The sequence below is a fragment of the Caulobacter sp. 05L422 genome, from assembly GCF_056397765.1.
On the sequence record NZ_JBFTOB010000028.1, the window covers coordinates 35,659 to 49,835 of the forward strand.

Consider the following 14,177-nt stretch of genomic DNA (forward strand, 5'->3'; position numbering starts at 1 on the left):
GGCCGCGAAGAGCAGGCGATATACAAAGCTTCCCCCCAGGGCGCAAGCGACTGAGAGCAGTTTTTTCAAGTCATTCGCATGCGGGGGTCGGCGACGTCCTCGATCTCAAGTTGGACGCCTTCCCGGCCCATATAATCGTCCGGTTTCAGACGGCCCACGACGTGCAGCGCGCCGCCGCCGGCCAGCAGGCGCTCGCCCAGGGGGGTCTCGGCCGAGCGCCAGGAGATCGCCTTGATTCGGTCGCCCGACGGTCCGACCAGGTCGACTCGCACGTGGCCGCCCTTCATCGCCATCATCCGCTCGGGGCGAACACCGGCCAGGGCGAACATCGGCTCGGGATTGCCCGGACCGAACGGCGCCAGCTGCTGGAACTCGGTCCAGAGGGCGCGATTGGCGGCCCGGGGCTGGACCAGGGCGTCGATATCCACGCCCTCGACGCCCACCGCCTCCATCTCGCCGGCCAGGCGCTCTTCCAGGAAGGCGCGGAACTCCGGGATGGAATCCGGGCGGATCGACAGGCCCGCCGCCATGGCGTGGCCGCCGCCGGCCATCAGCAGGCCCGCCTCGAACGCCGCCTGGATCGCCGCGCCCAGGTTGACGCCGGGCTGCGAGCGGCCCGAGCCCTTGCCGACATTGGCGGCGCGATCGATGCCGATCACCACCACGGGCTTGCGGTAGCGCTCGCGCAGGCGGCCGGCGACGATGCCGATCACCCCGGGGTGCCAGCCCTCCCCGGCCACCACGATCACCGGGGCGTCGGGATTGAAGTTGCTGCCGCGCTCGAGCATGGCGGCGGCTTCCTCGACCACGCCCGCCTCGACCGCCTTGCGCTCCGTGTTGAGGCCGTCGAGTTCCTCGGCGAGGACGCGGGCCTCCTCGGGATCGTCCGTGGACAGCAGGCGCGCGCCGAGGTCCGAGCGGCCGATCCGTCCGCCGGCGTTGATGCGCGGGCCCAGGATGAAGCCGGCGTGGAACACGCTGGCCGGGCCGGAGCCCTTGCCCACCTCGAACAGCGCCTTCAGGCCCGGATTGCCCCAACTGGACATGGTCCGCAGGCCCAACGTGGTCAGGGCGCGGTTGAAGCCGACCAACTGGGTGACGTCGCAGACCTCGCCCATGGCCACTAGGTCCAGCCATTGGCGCAGATCGGGCTGTGGGCGTTCATCGGTGAACAGGCCGCGCTTGCGGGCCTCGCGGTTCAGGGCGGCCAGCAGGACGAAGGTCACGCCGGCGGCGGCCAGCACCCCCTGCCCGCTCTGGCAGCCCGGACGGTTGGGATTGACCACGGCGGCGGCGGCCGGCGGGTCCTCGCGCATCAGGTGGTGGTCGATCACCACCACTTCGAGGCCGATGGTGGCGGCGCTGGCGATGGCGTCATAGGCGGCCGCCCCGCAGTCCAGGGTGACGACCAGCTCGGCGCCGGTGTCGCGGATGGTCTTGAAGGCCGCGGGGCTGGGGCCGTAGCCCTCGGTCAGGCGGTCGGGAATATAGATGGGCAGCTCGACGCCCATGTAACGGAACCAACGCACCAGTTGGGCGGCGCTGGTTGCGCCGTCGACGTCGTAGTCGGCGAACACCATGGTCGAGCGACCGCTCTCCAGCGCGTCGATCAGGATCTCGGCGGCCCGGTCCATGTCCGTGAAACTGGACGGATCGGGGAACAGCGCCTTCAGCGTGGGCCGCAGATAGTGCTCGGCCGCGTCGACGCCGACGCCGCGCGACGCCAGGGCCCGGGCCAGGGGCTCGGACAGGCCGTGGACCTGCTGGTGGCTGCGCGCCGCCGCAGCGTCGCCCGGCCGCTCGCGCCAGGCCCGGCCGCTGATCGAGCGGGAGACGTCGAGGAAGTGGCCCGTCTCGAGCGGGGCGTGTCCGTCGGCGGCCATGGCTCAGCCCTCCCGCGCGGGAAAGCGGCCGGAAATGCGGAGCTTGGCTGTCGTGGTCATCTCCCGAACCTACGCCTGTTGGCGGATTCGCTCCATGCGGCGCGAGGATGGAAGATAGGGCGTGGGTGCGTCAGAAACGGACGCGCCACCGGGGGACATGCCCTTGCGGCGTGTCCCCATCGGCAGGCGCGGCGCTTGTACAGGGGACACGCCACAAGGGCATGTCCCCGGCTTAAGCCGACAACTCCGCCACCAGCGTCACCTCGTTGGCCGAGCCCAGCACCACCGGCACGCGCTGGTGCAGCTTGGTGGGCTGGATGTCGAGGATCGGGTTCACACCGTCGGTCGACTGGCCGCMGGCCCGCTCGACGATCAGCGACATCGGGTTGGCTTCGTAGAGCAGGCGCAGCTTGCCCGGCTTGTCGGGCTCGCGGGCGTCCCACGGGTACATGAAGATCCCGCCGCGCATCAGGATGCGGTGGACGTCGGCCACCATCGAGGCGACCCAGCGCATGTTGAAGTTCTTGCCGCGCGGGCCCGACTTGCCCTGCAAGCAGCCGTCGATATAGGCGCGCACCGGCGCGGCCCAGTGACGCTGGTTGGACATGTTGATCGCGAACTCGGCGGTGTCGGCCGGGATCGACACAGTCTGGTGCGTCAGCCGCCAGGCGCCGTCGGCGTCCAGCGTGAAGCCGACGACGCCCTTGGACAGGGTCAGGACCAGCATGGTCTGGGGGCCGTAGACCGCATAGCCGGCGGCGACCTGCTGGCGGCCGGGCAGCAGGAAGTCGGCCTCGGTGGGCGCGACACCGGCCGGCGCGGGCAGGATCGAGAAGATCGTGCCGACCGACACGTTGACGTCGATGTTGCTGGAGCCGTCCAGCGGGTCGAAGGTCACCAGGAAGCCGCCGACGGCCCCGGTGGTCTCGATCACCTCCAGCTCCTCGGACGCCAGGCCCGCCACCAGCGGACAGTCGTTCAGCGCGTCGCGCAGGATGTCGTTGGTGATGATGTCGAGCTTCTTCTGCTCTTCGTCCTGGACGTTGACCTGGCCGGCCGCGCCCAGGCTGCCCGAGATCGCGCCGGAGGCCACGACCTTGCTGATCTGGGCGCAGGCGCCGGCGATCGCGGTGACGACGGCCTTCACCTCGTCGCCAGCGGGCTCCTGGGCGAGCCATCCGGCGAGATCGGTCAGCGTGGTCATACGGGGCCTCGTAGGGAGAAAAGGATTCGTGGGCGACCTTAGCGGAAGGCCGGGGCCTTTTCCGCCGATTGATCGGAAAAGGCCTCTAAATCATGGCTTTGACGCAGTTTGACGACGACGGCGGCAGCCTCGTCGGAAAATGCCCTAGGCTTTCCGCTTCATGCGCACTTCGCGCACCGTGCCGGTCGACGAGTTCATGACCAGCGTATGGGTGTGGACGAAGCCGTCCTTGTAGGTCACCCCGTCCAGCAGGTTGCCCCAGGTGACGCCGGTGGCCGCGAAGATCGCGTCGTCGCGGACGATCTCGTGCAGGTCGTACTTCTTGTCGAGCTCGGTGATGCCCCACTTGGCGGCCCGGGCGCGCTCGTCGCCGTTGCGGAACAAGAGGCGCCCCTGGAACTGGCCGCCGACGCATTTCAGCGCCGCGCAGGCAAGCACGCCCTCGGGCGCGCCGCCGGAGCCGACATAGAGGTCGATGCCGGTCGAGGGATCGGTCGTGGCGATCACGCCGGCCACGTCGCCGTCGGTGATCAGATAGACCCGCGCGCCCACCGAGCGGACGCTGGCGATGATCTCGGCGTGACGGGGGCGGTCCAGCACGCAGACGGTGATGTGCTCGGGATCGACGCCCTTGGCGGCGGCCACGGCCTTGATGTTCTCGGCGGGCGACTTGTCCAGGTCGATCACCCCGGCCGGCAGGCCCGGACCGCAGGCGATCTTGTCCATGTAGGTGTCGGGCGCGTTCAGCAGGCTGCCCTTGGGCGCCCAGGCCATGACGGCCAGCGCGTTGGGCATGGCCTTGGCCGTCAGGGTGGTGCCTTCCAACGGGTCCAGGGCGATGTCGATGGCGGGGCCCTGCCCCGTGCCGACCTTCTCGCCGATATAGAGCATGGGCGCTTCGTCGCGCTCGCCCTCGCCGATCACGATCTCGCCGTCGATCGCCAGTTCGTTCAGAGCGTTGCGCATGGCGTCGACGGCGGCCTGGTCAGCCGCGATCTCGTCGCCCCGGCCCACCATCGTCCACGAGGCGATGGCGGCGGCTTCGGTCACGCGGACCGCGTCCAGGACCAGCGAACGGTCCAGGGTCTTCGAACTCATCAACGTCTCCCAGCCTATGCGAGGCTTTCCTTGCCGACCGCTTGGCGCGGTTCTCAGATGCGCGCGACGCGCAAAAGGCGGGGACGCTCTAGCACGGCGTGCAGTTTTTCGATGCGACTAATCGCGTCGAGGAGATTGGATTCGGGAGTCGCATGCGTGACGAGCACGATCGGAACGCCCCCCGCGCCCTCGACGGGTTTCTGCAGGAAGCTGTCGATCGAGACCGCGCATTCGGCCAGGGTCTCGGAGATGGCGGCGATGGCGCCGGGCTCGTCGCGGACCATGATCCGCAGATAGGCCTTGCCCACCGAACGGGCCGGATCGACGGCCACGAACGGCTTCAGCTGTCCGGCCGGAGCCTGGAACACCGGGCGCTTGGCGCCGGTCATCACGTCGGCGATGTCGGCGGCCACGGCGGCGGCGGTCGGGCCCGCGCCCGCGCCCGGCCCCTGGATGAAGATCCGACCGATCCGCTTGCCCTCGATGAACAGGGCGTTGAGCGCCCCGCCGGCCTGGGCCAGCGGATGCTCCAGCGGGACCAGCGACGGATGCACCTTCACCGACACGCCGTCGTCGCTCTTGGCGGCGCCGGCCACCAACTTGATGCGGTAGCCGAGGTCCTTGGCCAGCTTGATGTCGAGCAGTTCGACGTCGCTGATGCCCTCGATCTCGGCGGCGCCGAAGTCGGGCGCGCAGCCGAAGGCCAGGGCGGCCAGGATGCTGATCTTGTGGCCGGCGTCGAAGCCGCCGACATCCATGGTCGGATCGGCCTCGGCATAGCCCAGGCCCTGGGCCTCGCGCAGCACGTCGGCGAAGTCGCGGCCGGTCTTCTCCATCTCGCTGAGGATGAAGTTGCAGGTGCCGTTGAGGATGCCGGCCACGCCGATCACCTCGTCGCCGACCATGGCCTCGCGCAGCATCTTCACCGCCGGCGTGCCGCCCATGACGGCCGCTTCGAACAGCAGCGGCGCGTCGTTGGCCTCGGCCAGGGCGGCCAGTTCCGCGCCGTGCTCGGCGATCAGGGCCTTGTTGGCGGTGACCACCGGCTTGCCCAGCTTCAGGGCGGCCTCGACGGCGGCCTTGGCCGGGCCGTCGCTGCCGCCGACTAGTTCGACGAACAGGTCGACGTCCGGCGACGAGGCCAGGGCGACCGGATCGTCGAACCAGGTCAGGCCCGAGATGTCGACCGTGCGCGGCCGCGACTTGGAGCGGGCCGAAACCGCCGTCACCACGGCCCGATCGCCGGCGGGGGCGAAGTCCGGCTGCTCGGCCAGGAACTGCAATAGCCCTCCGCCGACGGTGCCGAGGCCGGCGACGCCGACGCGCCAGGTTTTCTGGGTCATGCTTGCATTCCTAGTTCGATCGGCCGTGCGACGCCCCTACCCTTTCGGGTCGGCGGCTCAGACCTGTTCCATCTTGTTGTGCGCCTTGGCCAGGATGGTGTCGGCGTTGGCGATGAACTTCTTGACGTTGCGGGCGGCCTGCTTGATCCGCTGCTCGTTCTCGACGAGGCCGATGCGGACATAGCCCTCGCCGTATTCGCCGAAGCCGATGCCGGGAGCCACGGCGACGCCGGCCTCCTCGATCAGCAGGCGCGAGAACAGCATCGAGCCGGCGGCTTCGAACTGCGGGGGGATCTTGGCCCAGGCGAACATCGAGGCCGGCGGATTGGGAATTTCCCAACCGGCGCGTTTCATCGACGACACCAGGGTGTCGCGACGGCCTTTATAAATGGCGCGGATCTCGTCGACGCAGTCCTGGGGGCCGTTCAGCGCGGCGGCCGCGGCCACCTGCACCGGGGTGTAGGCGCCGTAGTCCAGGTACGACTTCACCCGGGCCAGGGCGGCGCAGATACGGGCGTTGCCGACCACCATGCCCACGCGCCAGCCGGCCATGGCGTAGGTCTTCGACAGCGAGTTGACCTCGACGGCGATGTCCTTGGCCCCGTCGACCTGCAGGATCGAGGGCGGCGGGTTGTTGTCGAAATAGATCTCGCCATAGGCCACGTCGCTGATCACCAGCAGTTCGTGCTTCTTCGCCAGGGCGACGGCGTCCTTGTAGAAGTCCAGGTCCACCCACTGGGCGGTCGGGTTGGACGGATAGGACAGGATCAGCACGCTGGCGGGCGGCACCGAGTGCTTGGCCGCGCGGCTGATGTTGGACAGGTACTGCTCGGGGCTCAGGGCCGGCACGTGGCGGATGACGCCGCCGGCCATGATGAAGCCGAAGGCGTGGATCGGATAGGCCGGGTTCGGACAGATGACCACGTCGCCGGGGGCGGTCAGGGCCTGGGCCAGGTTGGCGAAGCCTTCCTTGGACCCCAGGGTGGCGATCACCTCGGTGTCGGGGTTCAGCTTCACGCCGAACCGGCGACCGTAGTAGCCGGCCATGGCCTTGCGCAGGCCGGCGATGCCCTTGGACGCCGAATAGCGGCCGGCCTTCGGGTCTCGCGCGGTTTCGATCAGCTTGTCGACGATGTGCTTGGGCGTGGGCATGTCGGGATTGCCCATCCCGAAGTCGATGATGTCGGTGCCCTCGGCGCGCAGGCGCGCCTTGATCTTGTTCACCTCTTCAAAGACGTAGGGCGGGAGGCGACGGATACGGTGGAAATCGGAGGTCATGGAATGCTCATTGCGCCGCAGCGGCGCGCCGGGAGCGGATGTCGGGCATGGATAGACCCCGGGCGGGGTATAGCCAAGCCAGTTACGGGAATTTTATGCCTCCGTCGCCCTATTGGGGCTTGGACGGAGGCGCAGTAGCTCGGTCGCGCGCCGCCTTTGCGAAGGCTTCGGTCGCGGCGCGGTCGGCGTCGGTGGGGATGTCGCTCGGCGGGGCCTTGCCCAGCTTGCGGGCCTTGGACGCGTAGCCCTCGGTGTCGGACAGGGTCCAGGTGCCGGGCGCGGTGTCGCGCTTCAGCTTGTCGGCGGCCACCTTTTCGGCGCCCACGGCCTTCTTGAACTCGACGGGCGTGCGCACGTCGGTCGGGATCGGCGGAATGTCGACGAAGCGCGGCAGGTCGGCGTGCTTGGAAGCCGCGGCCGCGGCGTTGGCGCCGGCGGCCACGGGCGAGCTGGGATCGGCCGGCGGCGGCGAGAACGGCGACACCGAGGACATCGACGAGGCGCACGCGGTCAGTCCCGCCAGCAGGCCCACAGTCAGGCTGACTTGGGCCGCGCCGCGAAAGAGTACGCCGAGACGCACGATTTTACCGGTTTCGTCGTTCATCTTGTCTCAGGTCTTATGCGATGATCGCGGCGAGCGAAAGGCCATCCACGCCGCCAAGGTGAGATGGCCCAAGACAAGACGGCGGAAGGAAGTCCATGGCCACGACCGAAACCTCCCCCAAACCGCGCAAAAAGCCCGCCGCCAAGGCGGATGCGGCCCCGAACGCCGCCAAGACCAAGAGCAAGGCCGCGCCGAAGGTTCCGCCGAAAGTCGATCCGCAACCGGACTCCCGCGCCCAGGCCGCCGAATCGGCCACCCACGCCGGACGTGCCGGGCCGCCGCCGGTTTCCAGCGCCCTGCCCGACTTCGAGGCCTTCCTGTCGCCCGACCAGCGCCAGATGCTGGAGACGCTGTCGGCCAACCTGGCCCGCGCCGCCGTCACGGCCCAGGGCGCGATCGCCGAGGCCGCCCTGCGCCAGGCCGACCGTCCCGCCGCCCTCAGCCCCGATCCCTTCCACGTCGGTCCGGCCTTCAACGAGGTGATGACCAGCCTGGCCGCCCAGCCCGACCGGCTGCTGCGCGCCCAGGCCGATCTCTTCAGCCGCTATATGGACCTGTGGCAGTCGGCCGCCCGCAAGATGACCGGCGAGCCGACCCAGCCCGTGGTCGCCCCGGCCCAGGGGGACAAGCGGTTCAGCGACCCCGACTGGGCGTCCAACCCGATGTTCGACATGATGAAGCAGAGCTATCTGCTGTCATCGAACTGGCTGAACGACCTGGTCTCGCAGGCGCAGGGCGTGGATCCGAACGTCAAGCGCCGGGTCGAGTTCTTCACCAAGATGCTGACCGACGCCTTCTCGCCGTCGAACTTCCTGATCTCCAACCCCGCCGCCCTGCGCGAGGTGATGCAGAGCAAGGGCGAGAGCCTGGTGCGCGGCATGGAGAACTTCGCGGCCGACCTGGAGCGCGGCGGCGGGCAACTGGCGATCAGCCAGACGGACCTGGCCAAGTTCAAGGTCGGCGAGAACGTCGCCACGGCCCCGGGCAAGGTGGTCTACCAGAACGACATCCTGCAGCTGCTGCAGTTCGCGCCGACCACCGAGACGGTGCACGAGATCCCGCTGCTGATCTTCCCGCCGTGGATCAACAAGTTCTACATCCTGGACCTGCGGCCCGAGAACTCGATGATCCGCTGGCTGACGGCCCAGGGCTTCACGGTGTTCGTGGCCTCGTGGGTCAATCCCGACAGCCGCCAAGCCGACAAGACCTTCGAGGACTACATGCTGGAGGGCATCTACGACGCCACCCAGCAGGTCATGACCCAGACCGGCGTCAACAAGGTCAACACCGTCGGCTACTGCATCGGCGGCACGCTGCTGTCGTGCGCCCTGGCCCACATGGCCGCCAAAGGGGATAAAAGGATAAGTTCGGCCACCTTCTTCGCCGCCCAGCAGGACTTCTCCGAGGCCGGCGACCTGCTGCTCTTCACCGACGAGGCCTGGATCAAGACCATCGAGGAGCAGATCGACCGCCAGGGCGGCTACCTGCCCAGCCAGTCGATGGCCGACACCTTCAACAGCCTGCGCGGCAACGACCTGATCTGGTCGTTCTTCATCAACAACTACCTGATGGGCAAGGAGCCGCGGCCGTTCGACCTGCTGTTCTGGAACGCCGACCAGACGCGCATGCCCAAGGCGCTGCACCTCTACTACCTGCGCAACTTCTACAAGGACAACGCCCTGACCCAGGGCCGCCTGACCCTGGGCGACGAGAAGCTGGACCTGTCGAAGGTCAAGACGCCGATCTATGTGCAGTCGTCCAAGGACGACCACATCGCCCCCTATCGCAGCGTGTATCGCGGCGCGCGGGCGTTCGGCGGGCCGGTGACATTCACCATGGCCGGCTCGGGCCACATCGCCGGTGTGATCAACCATCCGGACGCCAACAAGTACCAGCACTGGACCAACGAGCACCTGCCCGGCTCGGTCGAGGGCTGGCGAGCCGGCGCGGTCGAGCATCCCGGCTCGTGGTGGCCGCACTGGGCCACTTGGCTGAAGGCCAAGTCGGGCAAGCAGGTCGCGGCCCGCGACCCGGCCAAGGGCGTCCTCAAGCCGATCGAGGACGCCCCCGGCAGCTATGTGCGGGTCAGGTCGAACGCGGCCAGCTAGATGAGTCCCACCTCGTAGGCCAGTTCGACCGGCATCGCCTCGGCGCGGTCGATCAGCGGCCGCACGCGTTCCAGGTGCTCGGTGAAACGCGGATCGCGGCGAAAGCGCTCGGCGTCCTGGGCCGTGTCGAACGACGAGATCAGCACCACCACGCCCTTGGCCGGCGACTGCAGCATCCGGCTGCCGCGCACGCCCTGGACCTGGCCACGCACCCGCATGAACTGATCGTGCTGCAGGGCGACGAACTCGTCGAACTTGCCGGGCTTGGTCTGGATGATGCTGACGCTGAAGACCGGCGGATCGGACAAGGCGGCGGCGATCGCGGCGCGGTCAGGGACGGTCAGAGTGGTCATGCTGGCTCCTGAAGGGCGTTGCCGTGGAAGGAGCCCCCCGTGTAAAACCTCAACCAAAGTTGAGGTCAAGCGCGAATGTCCAAGCCCGATTTCGCCGTCCAGGGCGGCACGCTGAGCGTCGGCGAAGTGGCCCGGCGGAGCGGCGTGGCGATCTCGACCCTGCATTTCTACGAGACCAAGGGCCTGATCTTCAGTCTGCGGACCGAGGGCAACCAGCGCCGCTATCCGCGCGGGATCCTGCGCCGGGTGGCGGTGATCAAGGTCGCCCAGCGCACCGGCATCCCCCTGGCCTCGATCCAGGCGGCGCTGGCGGCCCTGCCCCAGGGTCGAGCGCCGACCGCCGAGGACTGGGCCGAACTGTCGCGCGCGTGCGGGCCGAACTGGACGAGCGCATCCGGAGCCTCACCCAGCTTCGCGACCAGTTGGACGACTGCATCGGCTGCGGCTGCCTGTCCCTGAAGACCTGCCCGCTGCGAAACCCGCAGGACGCCCTGGGCGCCCAGGGGGCCGGGCCGCGCCTTCTGGAGCCCGACGCGGGCTAGCGCCACGTCGTCGACCCATGTTCGCCTAAAACTCGCCGGGATTCTGGTGGAGCTTTCCGGACATGGGACTCAACCGCCGGACCGCACTAGGGATGCTGGTCGCGACGCCGATCTTCGGCGTGGGCGAGGCCTTGGCGCGTCCGGTTCCGGCGTCCGGCGGCGAACGCCTGGCCCAAGCCGCGCGCGAGCAGGTGGGCGTCACCAAGGCCTACGATCCCAGCTATCGCGCCATCCCCTACCCCAACGGCGACGTGCTGCGCTCGACCGGCGTCTGCGCCGACGTGGTGGTGCGCGCCGCCCGCGACGCCTGGCGGGCCGACCTGCAGCAGCTGATCCACGAGGACATGACCCGAAGTTTCGACGCCTATCCCTCGCGGCGCGCCTGGGGGCTGAAGGGGCCGGACTCCAACATCGACCATCGCCGGGTGCTGAACCTGGAGACCTACCTGACCCGCCAGCGCGCCCGGGTGGCGGCCGCGCCGCCCAAGGCCGCCGGCGACAGCTTCGACGACCCGCGTCCCGGCGACATCCTGACCTGGCGGGTCTGGGGTGGCCGTCCCCACATCGGCGTGGTCAGCGAAGGCCCTGAACGCGTGCGCGTGGTCCACAACATCGGCTGGGGCGCCAAGGAGGAGCCGCTGTGGATGTTCAAGCTCCACACGGCGGTCGGGCACTATCGCTGGCGGGCGTGAGGCGGCCCGGTCGCGGAGCCTAGAGCCCCGCGCCTTCCTTCAGGCCCAGCATCAGGTTCAGGTTCTGCACCGCCGCGCCGGACGCGCCCTTGCCCAGGTTGTCGAGCAATGCCACCAGGCGGACCTGGCCGCTGTTTTCCGAGCCGAACACGAACAGCTTCAGGCGGTTGGTGTTGTTCAGCCCCTCGGGATCCAGGGTGACCAGGCTCTTGGCCTCGTGCAGCGACGCCACCTCGACGAAGGCTTCGCGGGCGTAGTGGTCGGCCAGGGCCTCGTGGATCTCGGTCATCGAGACGCTGCCGTTCAGCATGCCCAGATGCAGGGGCAGTTCGACCAGCATGCCCTGGGCGTAGCGCCCCACGGCCGGGGTGAAGATCGGCCGGGTCAGCAGGCCGCCGTGGGCCTGGATCTCGGGCAGGTGCTTGTGGTTCAGCCCCGTGGCGTAGATCCGGTACGGAACCTTGGTGTAGTGCGGCGAGGTCTCGTCCTCGAACTCGGCGATCATCGCCTTGCCGCCGCCGCTGTAGCCCGACACGGCGTTGAACGAGATCGGCAGGTCGGCCGCGATGATGTCGGCGCTGACCAGCGGCCGGGCCAGGGCAATGGCGCCGGTCGCGTAGCAGCCGGGGTTCGACACCCGGGTCGACTTGGCGACCTTGCCGCGTTGCTCCTCGTCCAGTTCGGGGAAGCCGTAGGTCCAGCCGGCCGCGGTGCGGTGGGCGGTCGAGGCGTCGATCACCTTGACCTTCGGGTCCTCGATCAGCGCCACGGCTTCCTTGGCCGCGTCGTCGGGCAGGCACAGGATCACGGCGTCGGCGCCGTTCAGCATCGCCTTGCGAGCCTCCGGGTCCTTGCGCTTGTCAGGATCGATCGAGACCAGTTGCAGGTCCTTGCGGCCGACCAGACGCTCACGGATCTGCAACCCGGTGGTGCCTGCTTCGCCGTCGATGAAGACCTTGGGGGCCATGCGCCCTCCCGTAACCCGAACTTGAGGAGCGGACGATCTAGCCTACTCCGATGGGGAGCGAAACGGGTCTTTAAGCCACGCCTGGACGGTTTTGTTGCGCCGCAGCGACTTAGGCGACCGCGTCGGATCCCGGAACCATCCTGGCGATGGCCTGTGACAGTATTCGCGTACCGTCTCCGAGCGCGTCCAGATTGTCGCTGTCGACGAAGAACGCGTCCTCATAGGCCTCGTCGTCATAGGCGTTGAGCACCTTGATCGGCAGGGTCCAGGGGAACAGGTCGACCGCCTCGATCAGCTCGCGGAAGAGAACGCTGGAGCGGGTGTTCAGCGTGTCTCGGTAGCGCGACGTCACCGGCGGGATGACGACGGTCACCTGGTGCCCCAGGCGATTGGCCAGGGCCAGGATCTTCAGCAGGTAGTAGTCGGCGCCGGACTCGTAGTTGTTCTTGATGTGCGACAACAGGCGGGCCTGGAACGTCGAGGCCGAGGCCGCGACCTGGTCGTTCGGCAGGAAGCCGGCGCGACCGTCCAGCTTGGCGGTCTCCTCGATCAGGGTGGCGGCCATGCCGTCCTGCAGCTGCTGGGTCAGGGCCTGCGCCAAGCGGGTCAGGGGCTCGGACTGGTATTCGACGTCCAGATCGAACAGCGCGCTGCACAACGGACCGATCTCGCTCTCGTCGGGGCTGTGCTCCAGCACGCGGCCGGGCGAGAACACCGAATAGAACAGCACCAGGTTCTTCAGGTTCGGACAGAGCGTGATCGTTCGCTGATACAGCGAATGGCAGTGCTTCAGGTCCAGCGACCGGTAGCAGAGATTGAACGAATTGGGGACGTGGGCCGGGTCGAAGCCGTGGTCGCCGTGCGACGAGCCCAGGACGATGGTCTCCAGCGTGTCGCGCGCCTGCTCCAGCATGACGCGCTTGGCGCCCAGCGGCAGGATCGACTCCCGGACGGCCTGACTGACTTCCATGACGCCCTCGAGATCCGCTGCGAGATGGAGGCGTGACCGCGGCCATCGAACGGGCGGCAAGGTACCGGCAGATTCGGGGTTTCAGGCAAAAAAAGAGGCCGCGGAAACCGCGGCCTCTTTCTTCGAGGAACTTGAAACGCTTAGCGCTTCGAGAACTGGAAGGAGCGGCGGGCCTTGGCCTTGCCGTACTTCTTACGCTCGACGACGCGGCTGTCGCGGGTCAGGAAGCCGTGCGGCTTCAGCAGGGTGCGCAGGCCGGGCTCGTAGTAGGTCAGGGCCTTGGACAGGCCGTGACGCACGGCGCCGGCTTGGCCCGACAGGCCCGAGCCTTCCACGGTGACGACGACGTCGAACTGGCCCAGGCGGTCGGTGACCTCCAGGGGCTGGGCGATCATCATGCGCAGCACGGGGCGAGCGAAATAGACTTCCTGGTCACGACCGTTGATCGTGATCGAGCCCTTGCCCGGCTTGATCCAGACGCGAGCGATCGCGTTCTTGCGCTTGCCGGTCGCATAGGCGCGGCCCTGGGCGTCGATCTTGGGTTCGGCGGGAGCGGCAGCTTCCGGGTTGCTGGACAGGCTGGCCAGCGCGTCAAAGCCTTGAGCTTCAGACATGACTTAGGCGCTCCGGGTGTTCTTGGCGTTGCGCGAAGCGAAATCGATCACTTCAGGGCTCTGCGCTTGGTGCGGGTGCTCACCGTTGTTGTAGATGAGCAGGTGGGTCAGTTGCTTGCGCGCCAGGGGGCTTTCCTTGGGCAGCATGCGCTCGACGGCCTTTTCGAGGACGCGTTCCGGGAAGCGGCCTTCCAGCAGCTTGCGCGGGGTGGTCGACTTGACGCCGCCCGGGTGACCGGTGTGGCGGTAGTAAACCTTGTCGTCCAGCTTCTTGCCGGTGAACTTCACCTTGTCGGCGTTGATGACGACGACGAAGTCGCCGCAGTCAACGTGCGGGGTGTAGTCGGGACGATGCTTGCCGCGAAGACGCATGGCGATGAACGTCGCCAGACGACCGACAACGGCGTCCTGGGCGTCGACCACGATCCACTTCTTCTCGACCTCGGCGGGCTTCAGGGAAGCCGTGGTCTTTTGCATGGGATTGATCCGTATTCCTTGTGCGTCGGGGGCCAAGGAAAGCG

At 68.2% G+C, this 14,177-nt stretch carries 14 protein-coding genes; 3 read left to right on the forward strand and 11 right to left on the reverse strand.

Annotated features, from left to right (window positions below; translation table 11 throughout):
• Positions 1–65: 65 nt before the first annotated feature.
• The 6 genes from recJ to AC1DMQ_RS22835 form a co-directional block, all read right to left on the reverse strand.
• Positions 66–1,883, reverse strand: a complete 1,818-nt coding sequence (gene recJ / locus AC1DMQ_RS22810) for a single-stranded-DNA-specific exonuclease RecJ (protein WP_477035823.1) — start codon at positions 1,881–1,883, stop codon at positions 66–68.
• Positions 1,884–2,115: 232 nt separating this feature from the next.
• Positions 2,116–3,087 (reverse strand): class 1 fructose-bisphosphatase, encoded by a 972-nt coding sequence (locus tag AC1DMQ_RS22815; RefSeq protein WP_477035824.1) that lies wholly within the window; start codon positions 3,085–3,087, stop codon positions 2,116–2,118.
• A gap of 144 nt (positions 3,088–3,231) precedes the next feature.
• Positions 3,232–4,185, reverse strand: a complete 954-nt coding sequence (glpX, locus tag AC1DMQ_RS22820; protein ID WP_477035825.1) for a class II fructose-bisphosphatase — start codon at positions 4,183–4,185, stop codon at positions 3,232–3,234.
• Between the two features lie 53 nt (positions 4,186–4,238).
• Positions 4,239–5,528 carry a homoserine dehydrogenase gene (locus AC1DMQ_RS22825; RefSeq protein WP_477035826.1) on the reverse strand — a complete coding sequence of 430 codons (1,290 nt, stop codon included), beginning with the start codon at positions 5,526–5,528 and terminating at the stop codon, positions 4,239–4,241.
• A 57-nt stretch (positions 5,529–5,585) separates the two neighbouring features.
• Entirely contained in the window at positions 5,586–6,806 is a 1,221-nt protein-coding gene (locus AC1DMQ_RS22830; protein ID WP_477035827.1) for an LL-diaminopimelate aminotransferase, read from the reverse strand.
• A 109-nt stretch (positions 6,807–6,915) separates the two neighbouring features.
• The gene (locus AC1DMQ_RS22835; RefSeq protein ID WP_477035828.1) at positions 6,916–7,410 is read right to left on the reverse strand and encodes a hypothetical protein; all 495 of its coding nucleotides are present in this window, start codon (positions 7,408–7,410) and stop codon (positions 6,916–6,918) included.
• A 95-nt stretch (positions 7,411–7,505) separates the two neighbouring features.
• On the opposite strand from AC1DMQ_RS22835, the gene AC1DMQ_RS22840 reads away from it, so the two are divergent.
• Entirely contained in the window at positions 7,506–9,518 is a 2,013-nt protein-coding gene (locus tag AC1DMQ_RS22840; RefSeq protein ID WP_477035829.1) for a class I poly(R)-hydroxyalkanoic acid synthase, read from the forward strand.
• Here AC1DMQ_RS22840 and AC1DMQ_RS22845 read toward each other — a convergent pair.
• The gene (locus tag AC1DMQ_RS22845; protein WP_477035830.1) at positions 9,515–9,871 is read right to left on the reverse strand and encodes a putative quinol monooxygenase; all 357 of its coding nucleotides are present in this window, start codon (positions 9,869–9,871) and stop codon (positions 9,515–9,517) included. The genes AC1DMQ_RS22840 and AC1DMQ_RS22845 overlap by 4 nt on opposite strands.
• 75 nt (positions 9,872–9,946) lie before the next feature.
• Between AC1DMQ_RS22845 and soxR the strand changes: the two genes are divergently transcribed.
• Entirely contained in the window at positions 9,947–10,330 is a 384-nt protein-coding gene (gene soxR / locus AC1DMQ_RS22850; RefSeq protein WP_477035831.1) for a redox-sensitive transcriptional activator SoxR, read from the forward strand.
• Positions 10,331–10,505: 175 nt separating this feature from the next.
• Entirely contained in the window at positions 10,506–11,105 is a 600-nt protein-coding gene (locus AC1DMQ_RS22855) for a DUF1287 domain-containing protein (protein ID WP_477035832.1), read from the forward strand.
• A gap of 19 nt (positions 11,106–11,124) precedes the next feature.
• Here the strand turns inward: AC1DMQ_RS22855 and argC are convergent, their stop codons facing one another.
• The 4 genes from argC to rplM form a co-directional block, all read right to left on the reverse strand.
• Entirely contained in the window at positions 11,125–12,072 is a 948-nt protein-coding gene (gene argC / locus AC1DMQ_RS22860) for an N-acetyl-gamma-glutamyl-phosphate reductase (protein ID WP_477035833.1), read from the reverse strand.
• 109 nt (positions 12,073–12,181) lie between these two features.
• Entirely contained in the window at positions 12,182–13,042 is an 861-nt protein-coding gene (locus tag AC1DMQ_RS22865; RefSeq protein WP_477035834.1) for a hypothetical protein, read from the reverse strand.
• Between the two features lie 140 nt (positions 13,043–13,182).
• Entirely contained in the window at positions 13,183–13,656 is a 474-nt protein-coding gene (gene rpsI, locus AC1DMQ_RS22870; RefSeq protein ID WP_035079299.1) for a 30S ribosomal protein S9, read from the reverse strand.
• A gap of 3 nt (positions 13,657–13,659) precedes the next feature.
• A complete protein-coding gene (gene rplM, locus AC1DMQ_RS22875; protein WP_028040416.1) occupies positions 13,660–14,133 on the reverse strand; it encodes a 50S ribosomal protein L13 in 474 nt (157 codons plus the stop codon).
• Positions 14,134–14,177 lie beyond the last annotated feature (44 nt).